Source organism: Mesorhizobium sp. M2C.T.Ca.TU.002.02.1.1, from assembly GCF_003997225.1.
The window spans coordinates 1-547 of record NZ_RZTO01001473.1 but is presented as its reverse complement, the minus strand read 5'-3'; the positions used below and the strand labels follow the sequence as shown (position 1 = coordinate 547).

Below are 547 nucleotides of genomic sequence, written 5' to 3'. Positions count from 1 at the left end.
ATCTCCCCCCTCGTGGGGGAGATGTCCGGCAGGACAGAGGGGGGCGCCGTAGAGCGCGAACCTTAACAATCACCGAGTAACACAAATGCCCCATACACCGCTGCCGCCAAAACAGCGCGCCAACGCCAGATCGATGCGCAAGGTGATGACAGCAGCCGAGTTGAAGCTTTGGAACGAGCTTCGTGCCCATCGGTTGATGGGTCTAGGTTTCCGGCGCCAGTTTCCGATCGCCGGATATATCGTGGACTTCGCCTGTCCGCAGAAGAAGCTCGTCGTTGAGGTCGACGGATCTCAGCACGGAGAAGCTGATGCCGTCGCAGGCGACGAGGCGCGGACAGCGCGGCTGGAGAAAGATGGCTGGACCGTGCTGCGGTTCTGGAACGACGATGTCATTCGCGACATCGACAATGTTTGCCAGCATATCGTGATCGTGACCGGGCTCGGAAGTCCATCCGAATAGCGCGGCCAGGTCGGCGGGACAGCGCCCCCCTCTGCCCTGCCGGGCATCTCCCCCACGAGGGGGGAGATTGGCTAATCCCCCCTGGCC

1 protein-coding gene is annotated in these 547 nt (G+C 62.2%); it reads left to right on the top strand.

The window, feature by feature from the left end:
- The first annotated feature begins 85 nt into the window (after positions 1 to 85).
- Complete coding sequence (locus EOD07_RS36810; RefSeq protein WP_127238531.1) at positions 86 to 460, top strand: endonuclease domain-containing protein; 375 nt, start codon at positions 86 to 88, stop codon at positions 458 to 460.
- Positions 461 to 547 lie beyond the last annotated feature (87 nt).

Excerpts from the sequence above, each read along its gene's own strand:
- EOD07_RS36810 (WP_127238531.1), top strand. The coding sequence starts at position 86 with ATGCCCCATACACCGCTGCCGCCAAAACAGCGCGCCAACGCCAGATCG.